The sequence below is a fragment of the Ancylobacter rudongensis genome, assembly GCF_900100155.1.
GTDB classification, from domain to species: Bacteria; Pseudomonadota; Alphaproteobacteria; order Rhizobiales; family Xanthobacteraceae; genus Ancylobacter; species Ancylobacter rudongensis.
Genome location: NZ_FMTP01000006.1, coordinates 1 through 21,750, shown reverse-complemented (window position 1 = coordinate 21,750; position 21,750 = coordinate 1). Strand labels below are relative to the sequence as shown.

Below are 21,750 nucleotides of genomic sequence, written 5' to 3'. Positions count from 1 at the left end.
GCGCGGCCATGGACGCACCCTCCCGCCCCGCCATGCCCGCCCCGCGCGACCTGCCCTCGGTCGACCGGGTGCTGGCGACGCCCGCCGGCCAGCAGGCGGTGGAAGCGTTCGGCCGCGCCCCGGCGACACAGGCGATCCGTGCCGCGCTGGACGAGGTGCGCGCCTGCCTGCTGGCGGGCAAGCTCGTCGCCGTGCCCGCGCCCGACCATGTGGCGCTGGCCGCCACTGAAACGCTGGAGCGCGACGCCCGCGCGCATGTGCGGCCGGTGTTCAACCTCACCGGCACGGTGCTGCACACCAATCTCGGCCGCGCCCTGCTGGCGGAGGAAGCGGTGGAAGCCGCCACCGCCGCGATGCGGTCCGCCGTGGCGCTGGAATATGACCTTGCCACCGGCACGCGCGGCGAGCGCGACGACCATGTGCGCGAGCTGCTGATCGAGCTGACCGGGGCGGAAGACGCCACCGTCGTCAACAACAACGCCGCCGCCGTGCTGCTGGTGCTGAACACGCTCGGCCTCGGGCGCGAGGCCATCGTCTCGCGCGGCGAACTGATCGAAATCGGCGGCGCCTTCCGCATGCCCGATATCATGGCCCGCGCCGGGGTGAAGCTGGTCGAGGTCGGCACCACCAACCGCACCCACCCCAGGGACTATGCCGGGGCGCTGAATGACGCCACCGGGCTGGTGCTGAAGGTGCACACCTCCAATTACCGCATCGAGGGGTTTACCCGCGAAGTGTCGGCCCGGGAACTGGCTGATATCGCCCATGCGAAGGGCGTGCCCCTCGTCAATGATCTCGGCTCCGGCACGCTGTTCGATCTCGCCCGGCTCGGCCTCGCCCATGAGCCGACCGTGCGCGAGGCGGTGGCGGAAGAGGCGGACCTCGTCACCTTCTCCGGCGACAAGCTGCTCGGCGGGCCGCAGACCGGCTTCATTGTCGGCCGTGCCGACCTCATCGCCGCGATCAACAGGAACCCGATGAAGCGGGCGCTGCGGGTCGACAAGATCCGCCTCGCCGCGCTGGAAGCGACGCTCCGGCTCTACCGTGACCCCGACCGGCTGGCTGCGCGCCTGCCGACGCTGCGCCTGCTGGCGCGCACGCGCGCCGACATCGCCGCCCGCGCCCACGAACTGGCCGAGCCGCTCGCCGCAGCTCTGGGTGAGGATTTCGACATCGAGATTGTCGACTGCGTCAGCCAGATCGGCTCCGGCGCGCTGCCGCTGGAGACCCTGCCCAGCGCCGGCTTCGCCATCCGCCCGGCGGCGGAGGCGTCGGGGGGAAGGCTGAACGCGCTGGCGGCGGCGCTGCGGGCACTCCCCGTCCCGGTCATCGGCCGCATTGCCGAGGGCGCGCTGATCCTCGACCTGCGCTGCCTGGAGGACGAGCAAGGCTTCCACGACAGCCTCGCCCATGTCGGGGGGCCGGGATGATCATCGGCACCGCCGGCCATATCGACCATGGCAAGACCGCTTTGGTCGGCGCGCTCACCGGCGTCGATACCGACCGGCTGAAGGAGGAGAAGGCGCGCGGCATCTCCATCGATCTCGGCTTCGCCTATCTCCCCACCGAGGCCGGCACGCTCGGCTTCATCGATGTGCCCGGCCATGAGAAGTTCATCCACACCATGCTGGCGGGCGCCAGCGGCATCGATTTTGCCCTGCTGGTCATCGCCTGCGATGACGGGGTGATGCCGCAGACCCGCGAGCATCTCGCCCTGATCGACCTGCTCGGCATTTCGCGCGGTGTGGTCGCGCTGACCAAAGCCGATCTGGCCGATGACGCCCGCCGGGCCGATCTGGCCGATGACGCCCGCCGGGCCGAGGTGACGGGCGAGATCGCCGCGCTGCTGGAGGGCACGGCGCTGGCGGGCGCGCCGGTGCTGCCGGTGTCCGCCCATACCGGCGAGGGGGTGGACCGCCTGCGCGCCCACCTCATCGAGGCCGCCCGCGCCTTCGCCGCTCGCCCGGCGCAAGGCCGCTTCCGCCTCGCGGTGGACCGCAGCTTCACCCTTGCCGGCGCCGGTACCATCGTCACCGGCACGGTGCTCTCCGGCCGGGTGCGGGTGGGCGATCCGCTTCTCGTCAGCCCCGATGGCCGGCCCGCCCGCCTGCGCTCGCTGCACGCGCAGAACCGCAAGGCGGAGGAAGGCCGCGCCGGCGAGCGCTGCGCGCTCAATCTGGCCGGCGAGGCGATCTCGGCGGAGGCGATCCGGCGCGGCGACCTGGTGCTCGACCCCACGCTGCACGCCCCGACCGAGCGGATCGACGCCACCCTCACCGTGCTGGGGAGCGAACCGAAGCCGCTCGGGGCGTGGTTTCCGGTGCGCTTTCACCACGGCGCCAGCGAGGTCGGCGCCCGCCTCGTGCCGCTCTCGGCCGAGGCGCTGGCCCCCGGCTCGTCCGGCCTCGTGCAGATCGTGCTGGAGCGCCCCATCGCCGCCGCGGTGGGCGACCGCTATGTGATCCGCGACACCTCGGCCCAGCGCAGCCTTGGCGGCGGCCGGCTGATCGACCTGCGTCCCCCCGCCCGCAAGCGCCGCGCGCCCGAGCGCCTCGCCCAGCTCGGCGCGCTGAGCGAAACCGATCCGGACGCGGCGGTGGCCGGGCTGCTGGCGGTGGCGCCCTGGCATCTCGACCTCACCGCCTTTGCCCGCGACCGGGCGCTGGCGGCGGACGCGCCATCGGAGATCGCCACCCGCCTCGGCCTCGTCGCCCTCACCGCCGGCGGTACCCTCACCGCGCTCGCCCCGGAGCGCTGGGCGCTCTATGGCGAGGCACTTTTGGCCGAGCTCGCAAGCTTCCACGAGGCCAGCCCGGACCTGCCGGGCATGGGGGCGGAGAAGCTGCGTCTCGCCCTGCTCCCGCGCCTTGCCAGGCCGGTGTTCACCGAGGCGCTGCATCGGCTGGCCGAGGCCGGGGCGCTGGTGCGCGAGGGCGCCTGGGTGCGGCTGCCGGGCCATGAGGTGCGCCTCACCGCGAGGGATGAGCACCTGTGGGAAGGCCTCGCGCCCCAGCTCGCCGGCCCCGCCCGCTTCCGCCCGCCGCGCGTGCGCGATCTCGCCGCATCCACCGGCGAGGCGGAGAGCGAAATTCGCCGGCTGATGAAGCTGCTGGCCCGCATGGGCAAGGTGGACGAGGTGGCGCATGACCACTTCGTCCTCCGCCCCGCGCTCGCCGAGATGGTGGCGATGGCGAGCGCCCTGTCCACCGCCGCGCCGGGGCGGGAGTTTCCCGCCAGCGCCTTCCGCGACCGCATCGAGCAAGGCGGCCACGCGGTCGGGCGCAAGGTGGCGATCCAGATCCTGGAATTTCTCGACCGCCACGGCGTCACCCTGCGCCGCGGCGACCTGCGCCGCATCAACCGCCACCGGCTGGACCTGTTCGGCGCGATCGACCACACTGCGGTCGAGCCAGCCCTTCCCGCCCGCGAGCCGGGCGCGGACACGACTTCTGGAAGAGCGTTGCCTCCGGTGAGGTATCCGGACTTCAAATCCGGAAGGGGCCGCGAGCCGGTCCCTGGTGGGTTCGACTCCCACTCTCTTCCGCCATCCCCTTCGCCGCCCTCCTCCTCGTCACCGGGCTCCGGGCCGGGCCGGCAGGCCGGCACTGACGCGGGCAGGTGAGAGGCGCGCGCTTACCCCCGCTCCGTCATCCCCGCGTCCTTACCCCCGCGCTTTCACCCCATCGCCGCCGCCGGCGTGCGGCCGGCAAGTTCCGCCTCCTCGGCGTCCAGCGCGGCGCGCTGGCGCGCCGCCGCCGCCGCGTCGGAACGGCGCTTGTAGATCTCATAGGCGATGGCGCCGATCACCGTCACCGCGACGATCACCACCGCAAGCGCCGAAATCGCCGGGGTCGAGCCCTGCCGCACCCGTCCGGCCAGCACCGTGGTCAGCGTCTTGTCGGAAAGGATGGCGAAGGTCGTGGTGTTGTAGTTCTCGAAGGAGGACAGGAAGGCCAGCACCGCCGCCGAGGCCAGCGCCGGCTTGAGGAAGGGCAGCAGTATGTGGCGGAACACCTGGGGGTAGCTCGCCCCGAGGTCCAGCGCCGCCTCCTCCTGCGAACGGTCGAAGCGCTGCAGCCGGGCAAGGATGATCAGCATGCAATAGGCGGAGATGAAGCTCGCCTGCCCCAGCACAGTCAGCACCACCCCGTCATAGAGGAAGCGCGTGCCGGTCTGCCCGGTGAACTGGCGCCAGAACACCACGGTGGAAATGCCGATGATGATGCCCGGGGTGAGCACCGGTGAGACCACGACGAGATAATAGAGCGAGCGCACGCGCGGCTGGATCTGCGTCATGATGATGGCGCCGGCCAGCCCGATCGGCACCGAGATGCACACCACCAGCAGCCCGATCCACAGGCTCATCTTCAGGCCCGTCATCATGTCCTGGTCGGCGAACAGCGCCGCGAACCAGTCGAGCGTCACCCCCTCGATCGGCCAGACCTGCGGGTATTGCGGGGTGTTGAAGGCGGAAACCGCCATCACCGCCAGCGGACCGAGCAGATAGAGGAAGAAGATCACCGTGTAGAGCGCGAACATCACCCGCTGGAACGGACCCGGATTCATCGCGTGATTTCTCCAAGGCTGAGCCTGAACGCCTTGAGCACCACCAGTACGAAGATGATGCAGCTCACCAGCAGGATGAAGGCATAGGCCGCCCCCTGCGGCCAGTTGAAGGCCTGATAGAAGCGGTCATAGACGATGGGGGTGAACCACAGCGTGCGCGGCCCGCCCAGCACCAGCGGCGCCGCCAGCGCGCCGGCGGTCAGCATGAACACCAGCGTGCAGCCCGAGGCGATGCCCGGCTTGGCGTGCGGCAGCACGATGAAGGCGTGGATGTGCCACCACGGCGCGCCAAGGTCCCGCGCCGCCTCGACCTGGTTCTTGTCCAGGCTCTCAATGGCGTTGTAGAGCGGGAAGATCATCATCAGGAGATAGGCGTAGGACAGGCCCATATAGAGGCCGACATCGGCGCCGAGGAAGTCGATCGGCTCATTGGTGAGCCCGCTGCCCATCAGCATCTGGTTGATGATACCCCCCGAGGAGAGGAGCACCCGGAAGGCGAAGGCCCGCAAAATCTCGTTCACCCAATAGGGCAGGATCAGCAGCAGCAGCAGCACCCGCAGCCGCGCCGCCGTGGCCGATTGCGCCATGTGGAAGGCCAGCGGGTAGCAGATGGCGAAATTGATCAGGGTGATGACGATGCTCACCCCGATGGTGAGGAAGAAGGCCTTGATGTGGAGCCAGTTCCATTCGGCGGTCGAGGTGGTGGAGCCGAACAGGAAGTAGCGGTAATTCTCCAGCGTGTAGAGGTCCTTCGGCCCGCCCATCTGCGAGGGCGGCAGCTTCGGGCGGAACGACATGTCCACCATGGCCAGCTGTGGCAGCAGGATGATGAAGAAGGCCCAGAAGCCCACCGCCAGCACCAGATAGAGCCCGATCGCGAGGCCGTTGCGCTGGAAGAAGCCGCCGCCGACGGCGACGCCGGTGCGCCGCTCATAGGCGGCAAGGGCGAAGAAGAACACGACCACCGCCAGCGGCAGGCCGAAGACGAAGGCGAGGCTGCCGCTCATCTCAGTGCCTTTCCGGCCGGGCCAGCAGCAGCGCGTCTTCCGGGCGGAAGCCGATGCGCAGCGTCTCGCCCGGGGTCGGCAGCGCGGCAAGCGCGCTGGCGCCAAGGCTCGCGATGACCTTCTGCCCGGTCCGCACCCGCAGCGTCACATGAGTCACGCTGCCCTCATAAGCGACATCGAGCGTCTCGCCCTCGAAGCCCGCCGTGGTGCCATTGGCGCGCAGCTGCATCACTTCCGGCCGCACGAACAGCAGCGCTTCCTGCCCGACATCGAGCGCCACCGGGTTGCGGCCGGCGAGCGTGCCGAGCGGCGTCTCCAGCGTCGCCATGGCGCCGTCGCGGGCGGTGATGCGGCCGCGAATCTGGTTGTTCTCGCCGACGAAGGCGGCGACGAAGGGCGTGCGCGGCTCGGCATAGACGGCGCGGCCGTCGCCCACCTGTTCGATCACCCCGGCATTCATGACAGCGATGCGGTCCGACATGGTCAGCGCTTCGCCCTGGTCATGGGTGATGTAGATGAAGGTGATGCCGACCCGCTTCTGGATGGCGCGCAGCTCCGAGCGCATGTGCTGGCGCAGCTTGAGGTCGAGCGCGGAAAGCGGCTCGTCCAGCAGCAGCACGGAGGGTTCGACGGCAAGCGCCCGGGCAATCGCCACGCGCTGCTTCTGGCCGCCGGACAGCTCGGACACCTTCTTGTGGCCGTGCTCGGCGAGGGCGACCTGGATGAGGAGGTTCTTCACCTTCTCGTCGCGCTCATGCCGGGGCACGCCGCGCACCCGCAGGCCGTAGCCGATATTCTCGGCCACCGTCATCATCGGGAACAGCGCGAGGTTCTGGAAGATCAGCGCGGTCGGCCGCTTGTTGGGGCCAATGCCCTTCATGTCGGCGCCGCCGATCCGCACCTGCCCGCGCGTGGGCTCGATGAAGCCGGAAATGGTGCGCAGCAGCGTGGTCTTGCCACAGCCGGACGGCCCGAGAAAGGAGAAGAACTCGCCCGGCTCGATGGTGAGATTGGCCTCCTTCACGGCGACGAAATCGCCAAAGGTGACATTGACGCCCTCAAGCTCGACGGCAGCGGCCATGCGGATTTCCTGTACTCGGGGAAGATGCGGGCCAAGGCGCGGCCCGGACGCCCTCACGACCGGAGAGGTCCGGCCGTGAGGGGTGTGTCAGTGGGCAGGGCTCACGCCGCCTTGAACTTCTCGGCATACTGGGTGCGCAGCTCGGCGTACCAGGACGGCTCCGGCGGGCGGCTCCAGAGGTTGTCGAGCGCGTTGCCGGGATAGGCCTCGGCGAAGTTCTTCTTGGCGACTTCGGTAAGGAAGGCGTCCGCGCCCTTCACCACCGGGTTGTAGCCCGAGCCATTGGCGACCATGGCCGAGATCTCGGGCGTGTGGATGAAGTTGATGAACTCATAGGCCTGCGCCGTGTTCTTCGCCGCCTTGGTCATCGACCAGCCGTCGATCCAGGTGATGGCGCCTTCCTGCGGCGCCATATAGGCGACCGGCTTGCCGTCCTTCTTCAGCGACAGCGGCGGGCCGTCCCAGGTCTGGCCGATGACGCAGCCATTCTCCATGAAGCCGGACTTGGTGTTGTCGGCCGAATCCCAGAACTGCTTGACCTGCGCCTTGTTGGCGACGGCGAATTCGAGGATCGGATCGTAGATCTTCTTCATCGTCGCCTCGTCCTTGAAGGCGTCGAGCATGCGGTTGGAGGGCAGCTTGCCGGTCTTGTCCCACCACAGGCCGATGCCGAGCAGCAGCGAGTGCGGGCGGCCCTGCATCTTGCCCTTGAACTCCGGCGCCCACAGCGTGCCGTAGCTCAGCGTGTCGTATTTCAGGTCGGCGAGGTCGGTGCGCCAGGCGATCGCTTCCGAGCCCCAGCAATGGGGCACATGGTACAGCCCGCCATCCCAGGTCCACACGCTGGTGGAGCCTTCCATCATCGCCGGCAGCACCTGGTCGAGCTTCAGCTTGGAGAGGTCGTAGGGGGCGAGCACGTCCAGTTCCTTGAACTGGGGCGCGCGGTCGCGGGTGGGGGCGCACAGGTCGAAGCCGTCGCCCTCGGTGGCCTGCAGCTTGTTGATCTGCTCCTCGTTCTGCGAGAACGGTGTGGAGTTGACCTTGATGCCGGTCTTCTTGGTGAATTCCGGGATCACCGGGTCGGGCAGCTCGTCCGCCCAGTTGAGCAGGTTCAGCTCGCCGGAGGAGGAGAAGGCGTCGCGCACGAGATAGGGGCCGGCGGCGGTCATGGCGCCGGCCGCCAGCGCGCCCTTGAACAGCACGCGGCGGGTGAAGCTGCGGGCGGCGAGCAGCGTCTCGATGGAGGAATTGGTCGGCTCGATCTTCTTCGTCACGGCGTTCCCCTCGGAATGGCGATGGATCGCCTGACGAGGAGCACGAAGCATGCCAGCGCCGCGCCCGCCGTTGCTGCGTTGCACAATGGCGACGAGGCCCCTGTCGAAACCCGACATGAAACCGGCACTGGCGCGCAATTCAGCACGCCCGCGCGCCGGGCTGCCTGTGAATCGAGCGCTACCGGAGTGCCGCCAGCATCTCGCCGGCCAGCGCGTGCAGGTCGTCGCGGTGGCCGGTGCGGCCGGAGGGCGCGTCCGTGGTCGAGGTCATTACCAGCGAGACGCCGCGTTCGGGCACCACATAGAGCATCTGCCCGCCATAGCCCCAGCCATAATGGGCGCGCGCCCCGTCGATCTCCCGCGTGAACCAGCCATAGCCATAGGCGTCGCCGGTGAAGCGCGATTGCGTGCGCGCCTGCCAGCATTGGGCGATCCAGTCCGGCGGGATCACCTGTTGTCCGGCCCGGTTGCGCCCGCCGTTGCGGCAACACTCAGTGAAGGCGAGCAGGGAGGTCGGCCGCATCGCCATCTGGTTGCCGCCGAAATAGATGCCCTGCCTGTCCTGCTCCCAATCGGCGATGGAAAACCCCTCGATCGGCCCGAGCCAGTCGCGCGCCAGCGCCAGGGTCGAGCGCCCGCTCGCCCGCGTCAGTATGGCCGATACGAGGTGCGAGGAGCCGGTGGAATAGAGCATCTGCCCGCCCGGCGCATCGACAAAGGGCCGCGCCAGCGCGGCGCGCACCCAGTTGGGGCTGGCGACCCACGCGCCATAATAGGCGCCGGAGGTGCGCTCCAGCCCCGCCTGCATGGAGAGCAGGTTGCCGAGCGTGATCGCAGAGAGGCGCGGGTCGGGGTCATCGGGCAAATCGGCCTTGAGCAGCGGCGCGATCTTCTGCCCCGCCCCCTCCAGCACGCCCTTCTCGATGGCGATGCCGGCCAGCATGGCGAGAATGCTCTTTGAGGCCGACTTGATGTTGGTCGGCCGGTCCACCCGCCCGCCGCCAAAGCCCCGCGCGGCCAGCGTTTCGCCGTCCTTCGAGACAATCACGGTGCGCAGCGGCTCCAGCCCCCCGGCGCGGTCGAGCACCGCGTTCAGCGCGGCCGGCGCGGGGGATTCGGGCGGGGGCTCAGCCTGAGCGAGGGCGAGGCGCGGGGTGAGCAGAAGCAGCGGAGCGGCAAGCAGGGAACGACGATGCATGCCTGACAAGATAGGGCGGGATAGGGGGAGGTGGGGTCACGAAAGGGGGAGGGAGGCGATCCCATCCTTCGGAAAAATGGGATTTGCCTCGACTTTTTAATCAATCTCTACTTGCAGACGGAACGTACGCGCTTACCTTGGGGAGGTTTGGAATCAGGAGTGGTATATGTCCAAGGTTACAGAAGCTGAGATTGCAGTTGCGGTTTGTCGCTACCTGTCATCGATCCCCGGCGGGGAGGCTACACTTAAATCCATCCGCTGCAACGTCCCCAACTTCATTACCTTGTCGTCCGAAGACAGAACGCCATCTCCAACGAGAAACGGCGAGGAAATGTGGGAGCAGCAAGTTCGGAACATTGTTTGCCACAGACGAAGTGAAGGAAATTTCATCAACCGTGGATACCTGCATTGGAGGCCGAGCCGCTTAGCTGTGACGACCGCAGGACGAGCTGTTACCCCATAGTCGGCTACAAGCGTCGATTTTTGTAGCCTGGCTTGAACCAACGAAGTTCTGTCCGTCCGACAGCATCTTTGTCCCAAACAAACCAAGCGTAAGCGGTCGTTCCTGACCCCTTTTGAACAGCGCCAGCCGGGTAAAAGGTAATCCTCTCGCTAAATACCCATACCCGACTGGGTGGATTTGTCGAAAATATTGTATTTGCTCGATTTGCCCCTTCGAGAAAGGCCAAACGGAGCAATAATGCGAACTTTCTGCTAGCTTTATTTATACCAGCCTTAACGAAACCTTCGGCACTATTATACGGAGGATTTGTAATAATGTTGTCCGACACTCTAGGCGAACTGAGAAAATCGACACCCGCATCGCCGTAGCCGCGCTTGTATAGATCGGAGCTATGGACATTGCTCTTGCCCTGCGCCTTCTCAAGCACACTAGACATTGCCCCGTCACCGCACGCGCATTCCCATATTTCCCCGCTGAAGCGCTCGTTATCGACAAGAGCAAACGTTGCCCACGGAGGCGTTGGGAAAAAATCCGGTCCATCAAGATCGGCGAAGCGCTTCATCGTCGGCTTATAACTGCCGCCCAAATTGTAGGTTGCATCCATGATTCGCCTCCAGCCAAGAGAGTTGGCGGGTTATATGGTTAATCGTCAGTTAATTTCGCCGGAAGGTCACCCCCCGCCCAGCACCAGATCATCTCGGTGCACCATCGCGGCGCGGCCTTCAAACCCGGTAATCGTCACGATCTCGTCCGATGACCGGCCCTTGAGGCGTTCGGCGTGGTCGTGGTCATAGGCCACCAGCCCGCGCCCGATCTCGGCGCCGTCCGGCCCGCGCAAAATCACCGCGTCGCCCCGGCTGAAATCGCCTTCCACCCGGGCGACGCCGGCCGGCAGCAGGGATGAGCCCCGGCGCAGGGCAGCAACGGCGCCGGCGTCGAGATGCAGCGTGCCGCGCGGCTCCAGCGCGCCGGCGATCCAGCGCTTGCGCGAGGCCACCGGATTGGCGGGAGCGAGAAACCAGGTGCAGCGCGCCCCGGTCTCGATGGCGCGCAGCGGGTTCTTCACCTTGCCGGAAGCGATGACGAGATGCGCGCCGGCGGTGGTGGCGATCTTGGCCGCCTCCACCTTGGTCTTCATGCCGCCGCGCGACAGCTCGGTGCCGGCGCCACCGGCCATCGCCTCGATCTCGGCGGTGATGCGCGGCACCACCGGAATGAGGGTGGCGTTGGGGTCCTCGTTCGGCGGGGCGGTGTAGAGGCCGTCAATATCCGAGAGCAGGATCAGCAGATCGGCGCTGGTCATGCCGGCGACGCGGGCGGCGAGCCGGTCATTGTCGCCATAGCGGATTTCCGAGGTCGCCACCGTGTCGTTCTCGTTGATGACGGGGACGACCTTCAGCTCCAAAAGCTTCGCAATGGTCGAGCGGGCGTTGAGATAGCGCCGCCGCTCCTCGGTGTCGCCCAGCGTGATCAGGATCTGCCCGGCGGCCACGCCCTCATGGGCCAGCGCCTCCGACCAGGCCCGCGCCAGCGCGATCTGGCCGACAGCGGCGGCGGCCTGGCTTTCTTCCAGCTTCAAGGGCCGCTTGGGCAGCTTGAGCACATTGCGCCCCAGCGCGATGGCGCCCGAGGACACCACCAGCACTTCCTTGCCCTCGCGGTGCAGCTGCGCCACATCCTCGGCCAGCGCCGCCAGCCAGGCATGGCGCAGGGCGCCGCGCGCCTGGTCGACCAGCAGCGCCGAGCCGACCTTCACCACGATGCGGCGGAAGGCGGACAGCTTCGGCGCGGCGGGAACGGCGGCAGCTTCGGCGAGGGAGGCGGTGTGGGTGGCGGAATCGGCGGGAACGGTCATCGCGGCGGGCTTCGATCAGAGGAGAGACGGCGCGCTACATACGCCGTTTCCGCCGGGAAGGCGCGGGAATTGTGGCCTTCACCTCTCCCCTCGGGGGAGAGGTCGCCGCATCGCGGCGGGTGAGGGGCCGGGACGGACACGGCGGGTGCGCACAGGGCCGGGGCGCAGCGCCCCTCACCCCACCCCTCTCCCCCGAGGGGAGAGGGAGGGAACTCACGGGTGCCAGGGCTCGGGCACCACGCCGCGCTGCAGTTCCTCGGCGCGGCCCTCGTCGATGACGCCGATCAGCGCCCGCAGCGCCTCGCGCACGCCCTCGCCGGTGGCGGCGGACAGCGCCAGCGGCTTCTTCTTCGCCGCGCGCTTGAGGCGATCGAGCTGGGTCTTCAGCGTCTCCTTGTCGAGCGAATCGATCTTGGAGAGGGCGACGATCTCCACCTTGTCGGCGAGGTCGTGGCCATAGGCCTCCAATTCGCCGCGCACGGTCTTGTAGGCCTTGCCGGCATGCTCGCAGGTGCCGTCGACCAGATGCAGCAGCACGCGGCAGCGCTCGATATGGGCGAGGAAGCGGTCGCCGAGGCCGATGCCCTCATGCGCGCCCTCGATCAGGCCGGGAATGTCGGCGAGGACGAATTCGCGCCCGTCCACCTTTACGACGCCGAGGCCGGGGTGGAGCGTGGTGAAGGGATAGTCGGCCACTTTCGGCTTGGCGGCTGTCGTGGCGGCGAGGAAGGTCGACTTGCCGGCATTGGGCAGGCCGACGAGGCCGGCATCGGCGATGAGCTTGAGCCGGAGCACGATCCAGCGCTCCTCGCCCTCCTGGCCGGGGTTGACCCGGCGCGGGGCCTGGTTGGTCGAGGTCTGGAAATGGGCGTTGCCGAAGCCGCCATTGCCGCCCTTGATGAAGCGAATGCGCTGGCCGACCTCGGTCAGATCGGCCAGAACGGTCTCACCGTCCTCATCAAGAACCTCCGTGCCCGCCGGCACTTTTAGCACAACATCGTCGCCTTTGGCCCCGGAACGGTTGGAACCCATCCCGTAGCCGCCTTTTTTGGCTTTAAAGTGCTGTTGGAAGCGGTAGTCGATGAGCGTGTTCAGCCCATCCACGCACTCGATCCAAACATCCCCCCCCCGCCCCCCATCACCGCCATCGGGGCCGCCGAACTCGATGAACTTCTCGCGCCGAAACGAGAGGCAGCCCGCTCCGCCGTCGCCGGCGCGGACATAGATCTTGGCCTGGTCGAGAAACTTCATAGTGGCGGCTCAATGTTGCGGGGTTCCCACACGCGCGGGAACCCGGAAAGGATAGCATAAACGTCGACTCAATGCCGGACGGCGTCGAGTTCGTGCAGGCGCGCAGGCTGGGTGGCGCCCCAGGCGCGCAGCGAAGTCCACAGCCGCCGCTCCAGCCGGAAGCGGTCAACCGGCACCGAGGCGCCGATCGCCCGCACTCGGGCGAGGCCGACGCCGGTCCACTGGAAACCGCACTTCTCCAGCACGCCGCGCGAGGCCGGATTGACCACCCGGGCGGAAGCGGCGAGCGCGGCGAGCTTGCGGTCGCCGAAAGCGTGGTCGACCAGCGCCCGCACGGCCTCGGTGGCAAGTCCGTGGTCCCAATAGGGCTCGCCGAGCCAGTAGCCGATCTCAGGCACGTCCTCGTCGCGGCGATTGAAGCCGCACATGCCGACCGGGATGGCGGGGCCGAACGCTGCCGCGCCCGGCAGTCGCAGGCTCGCCTCGTTCTTCAGGAAGATGGCGAAGGTCGCGGCCTCCGGGCCGCCCGGCAGATTGGCGACGAAGGAGGCCGCATCCGCCATGCCGTAGGGGTGGGGAATATTCGCCGTCATCTCCGCCACCTTGCGGTTGTCGGCGAGCTCGGCGATCCACGTCATGTCCTCGATCCGGGGCGCGCGCAGAAGGAGGCGGCCGGTTTCGAGGACGGCGGTACTGCTCTCGACAAGGGGAGACCCGAGGGTCGCTTCAACGAGGGTCATCTGAGGGCTCCTGGGACCGGAACGACGAAGGGGAGGCGGTTTCCTCGCCTCCCCTGTCGGGTACCCCGTATGTCCTTCAGGGACGTTCGGGAAATCCTTCCGGTCGGGCGAGACCGGCGGGATTTCCAAGAACCCTCACCGGCTTTATTCGGCGGCCTCGGCGGCCGGAATGACAGATACGTACGTACGGGAATTGGCTTTAGCTCGGAATTCGACGCGGCCTTCAATGAGCGCAAAGAGGGTATGGTCTTTGCCCATGCCGACATTGGTGCCGGGATGCCAGGTCGTGCCGCGCTGACGCACGATGATGTTGCCGGCGACGACTTTCTCGCTGCCGAACTTCTTGACGCCGAGGCGACGACCGGCCGAGTCGCGACCGTTGCGGGAGGAACCGCCTGCCTTCTTATGAGCCATGTTGCTCTCCTATTTCCTAGCTGGCGGTCTCAGGCGCCGATGATCGAGGTCACGCGCACGACGGTGAAGTCCTGCCGGTGGCCGATCTTGCGACGCGAATTCTGACGGCGACGCTTCTTGAACGCAATAACCTTCGCACCACGGGTGTGCTTGACCACCTCGAGCGTGACGGACGCACCGTCGACCAGCGGAGCGCCAACCTTCGGGCTGTCGCCACCGAGCATCAGAACCGGCAGGGTCAGGGAAGAACCCGCCTCGGCTTCAATCTTGCCGACGGTAACAAGCGCATCGGGGGCAACGCGATACTGCTTGCCACCCGTTTTAATGACCGCGAACATGTTCTGTCCTTTCGTTCGAGCCCGGTCTCCGGCGTTGCCGCCTGGACCGGCTTCTTTCGGTCGGTTGAAATAAGCGCATGGGACACAGGATCCCACGACGCAGGCCGGCTCCTTACAAAGCGAGCCCCGCCCTGTCAAGGAAAAGCTGACGCGCCAAGGTTTCCCGAAGGGCTGAGCGTGATGCCGAGGCCACACGGGGCGCCTGTTCGTGACGCCCCGATGGCCCCCCTAGCGCGGGCCGGCTATCGTACCGGCCGCACGCCCGCCCAAGGACACTCCCATGACCGAAGACCGCACGAGCACGTCCACCGCGCAGGCGCTGGCCGGAATCCGGGTGCTCGATCTCTCCCGCGTGCTGGCCGGCCCCTGGGCGACGCAGACCCTGGGCGATCTCGGCGCCGAGGTGATCAAGATCGAGAAGCCGGGCGAGGGTGACGACACCCGCGGCTGGGGCCCGCCCTGGCTGGCTGACGGCGAGGGGCGACCGACACGGGAGAGCGCCTATTTCCTTGCCGCTAACCGCAACAAGCGCTCGGTTACGATCGACATGGCGACGGCGGAGGGGCAGGCGCTGATCCGCCGTCTTGCGCAGCAGAGCGACGTGGTGGTGGAGAACTTCAAGGTCGGCGGCCTCAGGCGCTACGGGCTCGACGCCGAGAGCCTCGCCGCGCTGAACCCCCGCCTCGTCACCTGCTCCATTACCGGCTTCGGGCAGGACGGTCCGGACGCGGGCCGCGCCGGGTATGACTTCATGATCCAGGGCATGTCGGGCCTGATGTCGGTGACCGGCAGCCCGGACACCGAACCACAGAAGGTTGGCGTCGCCCTTGTCGACATTCTCACCGGACTGAACGCCACCATCGCCATATTGGCGGCTCTGGAGCAGCGCCGCCGCACCGGGCGCGGCCAGCATATCGACATCGCCCTGTTCGACGTAGCGGTGGCAAGCCTGGCCAACCAGGCGCTGAACTATCTTGTCGGCGGCAGCGCGCCGCGCCGGCTGGGCAATGCCCACCCCAATATCGTGCCCTACCAGGCCTTCGAGACGGCGGATGGCCATCTCATCCTCGCGGTCGGCAATGACGCGCAATTCGCCCGCTTCTGCCGCCTCGCCGATCTCCCCGAACTGGCAACCGATGCGCGCTTCGCCACCAATCGCGACCGCGTGGCCCATCACGAGACGCTGATCCCCATTGTCGCCGACGCCCTCAAGCGTCAGTCGACGGGCGAGTGGCTGGCCATGCTCGATGCCGCCGGCATCCCCGCCGGGCCGATCAACACCATCGCCCAGGCCTTCGCCGAGCCGCAGGCTTTGGCACGGGGCCTCGCGATCAACCTGCCCCATCCCCTCGGCGGCCACGCGCCGGGCGTGCGCAGCCCGTTGCGGCTGAGCGATTCCCCGACCGAAGAGCCCACCGCCCCGCCGCTGCTCGGCCAGCATACGGACGAGGTGCTGGCGACGGTGCTCGGCCTCAGCATCTGCGAGCGGCAGGCGCTACGCGAGGCCGGGGCGATCTGACGCCCCGGCCAACGGCGCCCGGCCTGCCGTGCCGCCTGTGTGCCTACTGGCCCTTCGCCTTGGCAAGGAAGGAGCCGTCGAAGGTCTTGGACAGATCGATCTTGGCCGGGTCGATTTTCGGGTCGGTGGTGGCGATGAGGTTGAGCGCACTCTTCATGCTCGCCTCATTGATGTTGCCATCGGGCGAATAGGATTCGCGCGAGGCATTGAAGGCCTTGATGTACAGGTCCTTGTCGCCCAGCCAGTATTCCTGCGGCACCGTTGCCGCCACCTCTTCGGGCGTCGCCTTCTCCAGCCATTTCAGCGTCTTGTAGAAGGCGTTGGTCAGCGCCTGCACGGTGTTCGGGTTGGCCTTGATGAAGCTCTCCTTGAGGTAGAGCACCGCCGCCGGGTTCTGGCCGCCGAACACCGCCTCGGTGCCGGCCGTGGTGCGGGTGTCGACCAGCACCGTCAGTTCGCCCATGTCCTGCAGCTTGGAGATGACCGGGTCGAGATGCGAAATGGCGTCGATCTCGCCCTTCTGCATCGCCGCCACCGCCGAGGCGCCGCTGCCGACGCCGATGAAGGAGGCGTCGTCCGGCGACATGCCGTTCTTCATCATCAGGTACTGCACGAGGATATAAGTGGACGAGCCCGGCGCGGTAACGCCGATCTTGGCGCCCTTGAGGTCTGCCACCGACTTGATCGTGTCGGCTTTGCGTTTGCTCACGCCCACCACGATGCCGGGATAGCGGCCCAGATCGATGACGGCGCGGATGTCCTGCTTCTTGTCCTGCATGCGGATCGTGTGCTCATAGGCACCCGTGACCGCATCCACAGAGCCGCCGATCAGCGCCTGCAGCGACTTCGAGCCACCGCCGAAATCGTTGATCTCGACGGTCAGCCCTTCATCCTTGAAGTAGCCGAGCCGCTCCGCCAGGGTCAGCGGGAGATAATAGAGCAGCGGCTTGCCGCCGACGCCGAGCGTCAGGTTCGGCTTTTCGATCTCGCCGGCCTGCACCGCGCCGAGCGCGGGAATGAGCAGGCTTGCCGCCAGCAGCAATGTACGCATCTTCATGGCACGTCCTCCCGTTTGTTGTCGTTGTCAGTTCTGTTCGCTGGCCGCCTGCGGGCGCCACACCAGCAGGCGCTTCTCCACCCGCGTCACGAACCAGTCGATGACCAGCACGAAGGCAGCGAGAATGAACATGCCGGCAAACACGCCGGTCACGTCGAACACTCCCTCCGCCTGGTGGATGAGATAGCCGAGCCCGGCGGCCGAGCCGAGATATTCGCCGACCACCGCACCGACCAGCGCGAAGCCCACCGCCGTGTGCAGCGAGGAGAACATCCACGACATGGCGGAGGGCCAGTAGACATTGCGGAACAGCTGCCGCTCATTCATCCCCATCATGCGCGCATTGGCGAGCACCACCGGGCTCACTTCCTTCACGCCCTGATAGACGTTGAAGAACACGATGAAGAAAACCAGCGTCACGCCCAGCGCCACCTTCGACCAGATGCCGAGGCCCAGCCACAGCATGAAGATCGGCGCCAGCACCACGCGCGGCAGGGCGTTGACCATCTTCACATAGGGGTCGAACACCGCCGCCACCACCGGCTTGCGGGCGAACCAGAAGCCGATAACGACGCCGCCTACCGACCCGATGATGAAGGCCAGCACGGTCTCGGTCAGCGTGATCCAAAGATGCTTCCAGATCGTGCCGGTGACGAACAGCTCGACAACGCGGGAGAGCACATCCCCGGGCTTGGAGAAGAAGAACTCGGGCAGCAGAAAGTCGCCGCCGATCGGCACCGTTGCGCCGATCTGCCAGAGGGCGAGCGCGGCCACCGCGACGAGGATCTGAAGAAACAGCAGCTTGGCAGGGTGCAGCTTCATGAAGAGGCCTCCAGACCGTTCATATCGTCACCATAGGTCTTGGCGACCTCGGCCTTGAGCTGGCTCCAGATCATCCGGTGCAGTTCGTGGAAGCGCGGATCGAGCCGGATTTCCGCCGCGTCGCGCGGGCGGGCGAGGTCGATCGGAAAGTCGCCGATGATCCGCGCCTCCGGGCCGGCCGACATGATGACCACGCGGTCGGACAGCGCGATAGCCTCTTCGAGATCATGGGTCACGAAAAGCACCGCCTTGCGGTCCTGCGCCCACAGCCGCAGCAGCAGCGTACCCATGATCTGCCGTGTCTGGGCGTCGAGCGGCCCGAAGGGCTCGTCCATCAGCAGGATCTTCGGCTGGCGGATCAGCATCTGCGCCAGCGCCACGCGCTTTCTCTGGCCGCCGGAAAGCTCATGGGGGTAGCGCTCGGTGAAACGGGCAAGGCCGACACGCTTCAGCCAGTCCTGCGCCTGCGCCACCGCGTCGGCGCGGCGCATGCCGCCGATCTCTAGTGCGATGGCGACATTGTCGAGCGCTGTCTTCCACGGCATCAGCGCGTCCTGCTGGAAGAGATAGCCGGCGCGCGCATTGAGACCCACCAGCTTCTCGCCAAAGATCGACACCGTGCCGCCCGCTGGCGCCAGCAGGCCCGCCGTAGCGTTCAAAAGCGTGGACTTGCCGCAGCCGGTGGGGCCGACAATGGCGACGAACTCGCCCTCGCGCACATGCAGCGAGGTCGGTGCCACCGCGTTGAACACCGGCCGGCCCTTGACCGCGAAGCTGATGGCGATGTCGTCCAGCGCCACCGCCAGTGAGGCCCCCGCGTGCGGCGCCTCGGCGGTCGTCGCCCTCGCAGCGGCGTTCATGGTCTCTCCTGCCATCCTGTGGTCCTACTGGGCGGCGCGCAGATGCGCCGGCACGGGGTGAAGATCGCCGCTGCGCCCGGCCTTGGCGACCTGTCCGGGAATGTCGTGGCCGAGCAGCGCCGGCAGGCTGCGCGCCAGCGCGAGAAGGGCGGGAAGGTCGACCCCGGTCTCGACGCCCATCGCCTCCAGCATGTGGACGAGGTCCTCGGTCGAGATGTTGCCGGTCGCGCCGGGCGCGAAGGGACAGCCGCCAATGCCGCCAAGCGAGGCGTCGAAGCGGTCCGCCCCGGCCTCCAGCGCGGCGAGCACATTGGCGAGGCCCATGCCGCGCGTATTGTGGAAATGCAGCGTCAGCTTCACGTCGTCGAACCGCGCGCGGAAGGCGCTCACCAGGGCGAAGACCTGCCGTGGATTGGCCATCCCCGTGGTGTCGGCCAGCGTCACTGAGTGCAGGCCTACTGCCAGATAGGCCTCGGCGAGATCCAGCACCTTCTCAGCCGGCTGGGCGCCCTCGAACGGGCAGCCAAAGGCGGTGGCGATGGACCCGTTGAGCGCCGCCCTGGTGCCGGCCGCCGCCGCCACGATGGCGCGGAAACCTTCGAGAGAGTCCTGCGGCGTCATCCGCATATTGGCGAGGTTGTGGGTCTCGCTAACGGAGAGAACGAGGTTCAGCTCGTCCATATCCGCCTCCAGCGCCGCCTCGGCGCCACGCAGATTCGGCACCAGCGCGACATAGGTCACATCGGGCCGGCGGCGGATGGCGCGCGCCACCTCGCGCGCATCGGCGAGGTTCGGCACGGCACGCGGCGAGACGAAGGACGTGACCTCGATCTTGGCGACGCCCGTCTGCGACAGGGCGTCGATGAGCGCGACCTTGTCCTCGGTCGGCAGAAAGCGCGGTTCGATCTGCAGCCCGTCGCGCGTCACCACTTCCTGTATGAACGCGCGCGGGGGAACGCCTGTTCTCATGCGGGCTCTCCAGCCGGCCCGTCGGGGGCCTGTGCGACAGCCCCGCTGGCCACCAGCGCGTCGATCTCCTGCTCGCCATAGCCCAGCGCGGCGAGAACCGCCGCCGTGTGCTCGCCCAACTGCGGCCCCAGCCAGTTCACCGCACCGGGCGTGGCCGAGAGCTTCGGCACGATGCCGGGCATCTTCACGTTGAGCCCGTCCGGCAGGGTAGAGGGCAGGATCATGTCACGGGCGAGATATTGCGGGTCGCTGACAATGTCGGCGACCGAATAGATGCGCCCGTTGGGAACCTCGGCGCGGTCGAGCGCGGCCGTCACCGCGTCGAGCGAATGCCGGCTGGTCCACGCGGTAATCGCGCCATCGATCTCGTCGACATGCACCACCCGCCCGTCATTGGAGGCAAGGCGCGGGTCGCTGGCGAGATCCTCGCGGCCGATCGCCCCCATCAGCCGGCGGAAGATGCCGTCGCCATTGCCGGCGACGATGACATAGGTGCCCTCGGCGGTGGGGTAGGAGTTCGACGGCGCGATGCCCGGCAGTGCGCCCCCCGAACGGGTGCGCACGAAGTCGAATGCGTCGAATTCCGGAACCAGGCTCTCCATCATGTTGAAGACGCTCTCGAACAGCGAGACGTCCACCACCTGGCCGGTGCCGCGCCCGGACTTGATGTGCAGCAGCGCCATCAGCGCCCCCATCACCGCGTGCAGGGCTGCAAGTGAATCGCCGATGCTGATGCCGGTGCGCGCCGGCGGCCGGTCCGGCTCACCCGTGGTGAAGCGCATGCCGCCCATCGCCTCGCCCACCGCGCCGAAGCCGGGGCGCTCGCGATAGGGCCCGTCCTGGCCGAAACCGGAAATGCGGACCATGACGAGGTTGGGGTTGATCGCCTTCAGCGCCTCCCAGCCAAGCCCCCAGCGCTCCAGCGTGCCCGGGCGGAAATTTTCGATCAGCACATCGGCGTCGCGCACGAGGCGACGCACCACCTCCTGCCCCTCAGGCAGGCGCATATTGATGGCGACCGACTTTTTATTGCGCGACTGCAGGTACCACCAGAGCGAGGTACCCTCGTGCAGCTTGCGCCATTTGCGCAGGGGATCTCCCTCGCCCGGGGCCTCCACCTTGATGACCTCGGCGCCGAACTCCGCCATCAGCCGCGTGGCGAAAGGCGCGGCAATGAGATTGCCGAGCTCAATCACACGGATGCCGCTCAGCGGTCCCTCAGCGGGACCCTGCCGGGAAGCTTCCATCGCAGGCGCTCCTCACACGTCGTTTTTTCGTTCTATCGGCCGAAAGGGGCCGGGGGTCCACCCCTCTTTAGGCAAAGATGGGCGATGAGACCAGTGTGAGGAGGCCACCGGAACGCCTTGCACGCCGTGGCGTGCAGGGCGTTGAAGCGGTTCAGAAGAAGACGGTCAGCCTAGTATTGAAGGAACCGCACGGACCAGCCACGCCATAGCCCCAAGCCGGCGACGTGACCATCGTCGAGGACACCTGGTCGTTCACAAGATTGGGGCGAGACCCGCACCTCACGCCGTGCGTACCGGGACGCAGCAGGTGGCGGTGAGGCTCGCCATGTGGGCCTTTTCCAGCTCCAGGCCGATATTGCCGACATGGCCATTGCCGTCGCGGAACCAGCCGATCATGTTCATCGCAATGGCAGTGGTAGACTTGGAATAGCGCTCGCAGAGACTGGGCGAGCGGGTCTTGCAGGCGAGGCCGATATCGAACTGCCGCGCCGCGTGCGGCTGGTAGCGCAGGTTCGCCGAACCGTCGATGTTGATGTCGGTACAGCGTGGTCCAGCGCATTTTAAGACGGCGTGGTCCAGCGCATTTTAAGGCGGCGGAATGGGCGCCCGCGTCGGCGGGCACGAAATCCTCATAGTTCATGTCCAGCGGCCCGGTCGAGGCGCCGCGGTCCTGGCGGACGATGGTGACGGTGGGCAGCTACTCGACGTCCCTCACATCGGGGGCTGCGCGTGTGACGTTGCCCCCAACTTCTATCCAGCTTTCAGTTCGTTCTGACGGTTGGATTTGCCCTGTCGGGCGTGCGGAGCGGCGGGGGCAGACGCGGAGCCGTTGATGGTGAGGATCGTCTGATCCCGCCGCGGGTGGAACGTTGAGGCGAAGGCCGTTGGCGTCTGCCATCCGAGCTTGGAGTGCGGCCGGGCCGTGTTGTAGTCGAGCTGCCACTTGGCGAGAGCGGCTCTGGCCTGGGGCAGGCTGGAGAACAGCGTCTCGTTCAACAGCTCGTCCCGCAATCGGCCGTTGAAGCTTTCGATGAAGCCGTTCTGCATCGGCTTGCCGGGCGCGATGTAGTGCCACTCGACCCTCGCCGC

The 21,750-nt window shown here is 67.3% G+C and carries 19 protein-coding genes, 1 tRNA gene and 1 pseudogene; 4 read left to right on the top strand and 17 right to left on the bottom strand.

Features of this window, described 5'->3' with window-relative positions:
* The first annotated feature begins 8 nt into the window (after window positions 1-8).
* The 3 genes and pseudogenes from selA to BLO63_RS21145 all read left to right on the top strand — a co-directional run bounded on the left by selA (window position 9) and on the right by BLO63_RS21145 (window position 3,547).
* Window positions 9-1,430 (top strand): L-seryl-tRNA(Sec) selenium transferase, encoded by a 1,422-nt coding sequence (gene selA / locus BLO63_RS15195; protein WP_091442184.1) that lies wholly within the window; start codon window positions 9-11, stop codon window positions 1,428-1,430.
* Window positions 1,427-3,301, top strand: a pseudogene (gene selB, locus BLO63_RS15190) (selenocysteine-specific translation elongation factor); the annotation flags it as partial. The gene selA and the pseudogene selB, both read left to right, overlap by 4 nt.
* A gap of 150 nt (window positions 3,302-3,451) precedes the next feature.
* Window positions 3,452-3,547 (top strand) — tRNA-Sec (locus BLO63_RS21145).
* A 128-nt stretch (window positions 3,548-3,675) separates the two neighbouring features.
* Here BLO63_RS21145 and BLO63_RS15185 read toward each other — a convergent pair.
* The 11 genes from BLO63_RS15185 to rplU form a co-directional block, all read right to left on the bottom strand.
* Window positions 3,676-4,566 (bottom strand): ABC transporter permease, encoded by an 891-nt coding sequence (locus BLO63_RS15185; RefSeq protein WP_091442178.1) that lies wholly within the window; start codon window positions 4,564-4,566, stop codon window positions 3,676-3,678.
* Window positions 4,563-5,573, bottom strand: a complete 1,011-nt coding sequence (locus BLO63_RS15180; RefSeq protein ID WP_091442176.1) for an ABC transporter permease — start codon at window positions 5,571-5,573, stop codon at window positions 4,563-4,565. The genes BLO63_RS15185 and BLO63_RS15180 overlap by 4 nt, the downstream gene beginning before the upstream one ends.
* 1 nt (window position 5,574) lies before the next feature.
* Window positions 5,575-6,654, bottom strand: a complete 1,080-nt coding sequence (locus tag BLO63_RS15175) for an ABC transporter ATP-binding protein (protein WP_091442173.1) — start codon at window positions 6,652-6,654, stop codon at window positions 5,575-5,577.
* Between the two features lie 101 nt (window positions 6,655-6,755).
* Window positions 6,756-7,928 (bottom strand): extracellular solute-binding protein, encoded by a 1,173-nt coding sequence (locus BLO63_RS15170; protein ID WP_244517896.1) that lies wholly within the window; start codon window positions 7,926-7,928, stop codon window positions 6,756-6,758.
* A 178-nt stretch (window positions 7,929-8,106) separates the two neighbouring features.
* A complete protein-coding gene (locus tag BLO63_RS15165) occupies window positions 8,107-9,126 on the bottom strand; it encodes a serine hydrolase domain-containing protein (protein WP_091442169.1) in 1,020 nt (339 codons plus the stop codon).
* A gap of 467 nt (window positions 9,127-9,593) precedes the next feature.
* A complete protein-coding gene (locus BLO63_RS15160) occupies window positions 9,594-10,193 on the bottom strand; it encodes a hypothetical protein (protein ID WP_091442167.1) in 600 nt (199 codons plus the stop codon).
* A 66-nt stretch (window positions 10,194-10,259) separates the two neighbouring features.
* Window positions 10,260-11,444, bottom strand: a complete 1,185-nt coding sequence (gene proB / locus BLO63_RS15155; protein WP_091442164.1) for a glutamate 5-kinase — start codon at window positions 11,442-11,444, stop codon at window positions 10,260-10,262.
* A gap of 213 nt (window positions 11,445-11,657) precedes the next feature.
* Entirely contained in the window at window positions 11,658-12,695 is a 1,038-nt protein-coding gene (obgE, locus tag BLO63_RS15150) for a GTPase ObgE (protein WP_091442162.1), read from the bottom strand.
* Window positions 12,696-12,763: 68 nt separating this feature from the next.
* A complete protein-coding gene (locus BLO63_RS15145; RefSeq protein WP_091442159.1) occupies window positions 12,764-13,435 on the bottom strand; it encodes a GNAT family N-acetyltransferase in 672 nt (223 codons plus the stop codon).
* 144 nt (window positions 13,436-13,579) lie between these two features.
* Window positions 13,580-13,849, bottom strand: coding sequence for a 50S ribosomal protein L27 (gene rpmA / locus BLO63_RS15140; protein WP_091442156.1), 270 nt, complete (start codon window positions 13,847-13,849; stop codon window positions 13,580-13,582).
* A 29-nt stretch (window positions 13,850-13,878) separates the two neighbouring features.
* Window positions 13,879-14,187: a 50S ribosomal protein L21 gene (gene rplU / locus BLO63_RS15135; RefSeq protein ID WP_091442154.1), complete on the bottom strand. Its 309-nt coding sequence runs from the start codon at window positions 14,185-14,187 to the stop codon at window positions 13,879-13,881.
* Window positions 14,188-14,467: 280 nt separating this feature from the next.
* Between rplU and BLO63_RS15130 the strand changes: the two genes are divergently transcribed.
* Window positions 14,468-15,706 (top strand): CaiB/BaiF CoA transferase family protein, encoded by a 1,239-nt coding sequence (locus BLO63_RS15130; RefSeq protein ID WP_091442151.1) that lies wholly within the window; start codon window positions 14,468-14,470, stop codon window positions 15,704-15,706.
* A 43-nt stretch (window positions 15,707-15,749) separates the two neighbouring features.
* Here the strand turns inward: BLO63_RS15130 and BLO63_RS15125 are convergent, their stop codons facing one another.
* From BLO63_RS15125 to BLO63_RS15095, 6 genes are all read right to left on the bottom strand, one after another.
* Window positions 15,750-16,763, bottom strand: coding sequence for an ABC transporter substrate-binding protein (locus BLO63_RS15125; protein ID WP_091442148.1), 1,014 nt, complete (start codon window positions 16,761-16,763; stop codon window positions 15,750-15,752).
* Window positions 16,764-16,790: 27 nt separating this feature from the next.
* Window positions 16,791-17,585 carry an ABC transporter permease gene (locus BLO63_RS15120; RefSeq protein ID WP_091442146.1) on the bottom strand — a complete coding sequence of 265 codons (795 nt, stop codon included), beginning with the start codon at window positions 17,583-17,585 and terminating at the stop codon, window positions 16,791-16,793.
* Window positions 17,582-18,445, bottom strand: coding sequence for an ABC transporter ATP-binding protein (locus BLO63_RS15115; RefSeq protein WP_091442144.1), 864 nt, complete (start codon window positions 18,443-18,445; stop codon window positions 17,582-17,584). Before BLO63_RS15115 ends, BLO63_RS15120 begins: the two co-directional genes overlap by 4 nt.
* Before the next feature lie 24 nt (window positions 18,446-18,469).
* Window positions 18,470-19,414 (bottom strand): hydroxymethylglutaryl-CoA lyase, encoded by a 945-nt coding sequence (locus tag BLO63_RS15110; protein WP_091442141.1) that lies wholly within the window; start codon window positions 19,412-19,414, stop codon window positions 18,470-18,472.
* Window positions 19,411-20,661: a CaiB/BaiF CoA transferase family protein gene (locus BLO63_RS15105; RefSeq protein WP_091442138.1), complete on the bottom strand. Its 1,251-nt coding sequence runs from the start codon at window positions 20,659-20,661 to the stop codon at window positions 19,411-19,413. The genes BLO63_RS15110 and BLO63_RS15105 overlap by 4 nt, the downstream gene beginning before the upstream one ends.
* Window positions 20,662-21,411: 750 nt before the next feature.
* Window positions 21,412-21,750: integrase core domain-containing protein (locus tag BLO63_RS15095; RefSeq protein WP_143007077.1), on the bottom strand; the 339-nt coding region annotated here is incomplete at its 5' end.